Annotated in this window: 1 protein-coding gene; it reads right to left on the bottom strand. The window is 74.1% G+C overall.

Annotated features, from left to right (window positions below; genetic code table 11):
* Positions 1-233: 233 nt before the first annotated feature.
* A partial coding sequence (locus tag Mterra_RS21430; RefSeq protein WP_176582574.1) for a penicillin acylase family protein occupies positions 234-1102 on the bottom strand: 869 nt, incomplete at its 5' end.

Raw genomic sequence — 1102 nt, 5'->3', positions numbered from 1 at the left:
GGTATGGCCTACGGCCACCCCCTCGCGGACATGCCGCCGGGTCAAGGTGCGGCCCGCACCCCCGCGTACGCGGGCGCTGAGGCCCGGCGGCATGTCCGCGAGGGGGTGGCCGTAGGCCATACCGGCTCTGCCGGTAACCTGGAGTCCCTCGGGGGAGCGAGGGACACCAAACCAAAGCACCGCGAACCAGCCCCTCCCCACCCGCTAAAACATCGAACAAGCCACGCAAACCCCTACGCGGTTCGCGAGACGGCATCGCTCGCAGAAGGGTCCAGCCGTTCGTGGCGCTCGAGGCTCCCCTCCACCGCCTCCCGGCTCAGCAAGGCCTCGCGCATGGCCTTACGGGCGAAGAGCTCGAGCTGGTCGCCGTTGTGGGGCGAGCCCGGCTGCGAGCTGTTGCCGTAGCTCAGCAGCACCTTCGCCCGCACCACCTCGCCGAACTCCACCGCCGCCACATAGGTCGTGCCGAAGGCCGTGTCCCAACGCCCGCCCGGGGCGGGGGCGAAGCCGCTGACCCGGAACACCCCGAAGGGGTCCAGGTGCCCGTGGCCCGGCACGTCGTAAGCCCCCCGCCGCGCCCGCACCACCTCGCCCCAGGGCCGCTCGAGGGTGCCCGCCTCCCCCAGCAGGCCCAGGGCGGCCACCCGCAGCGCGAGGAGGGCTCGGGCCGGGTCGGCCAGCCCCTGCGGGGTGTCCAGCGGCCGGGCGGGGTCCCAGGGCTCGGCGACGAGGTTGGAGGCCAGCCGGTCGGCGGGCTGCATCGCCAGCAGCCAGCGCGAGAAGAGGTCGGCCCCCACGCTCTGGGGGTCGAAGGCCCGGTCCCAGCGCTCGAGCACCCCCGCGGCCCGGCGCACTAAGGGGTCAGGGGCGTTGCGGGCGGCCTCCAGCAGCGGCGGCACGAGCCGGTCGGCCAGCTCCGAGCGGGTCGAAGCGGCGGCCTCGACCATCTTCTCCAGCGTCGCCCCTCCCTGCGCGAGGGCGGCGAGCAGCCGGATCGAGCGCTGCTCGCGGAAGATCATGAGTTGCGGGGCCATGTAGGGCGGGTAGTCCTCGGCCCGCAGCGCGGGGGGGAGGGTGGTGAACCAGGGCGGGTTGTTGGCGT

It is taken from the genome of Calidithermus terrae, from assembly GCF_003574345.1.
Lineage (GTDB): Bacteria > Deinococcota > Deinococci > Deinococcales > Thermaceae > Calidithermus > Calidithermus chliarophilus.
The sequence above is the reverse complement of the archived record's forward strand: the minus strand, read 5'-3'. Positions and strand labels throughout refer to the sequence as shown.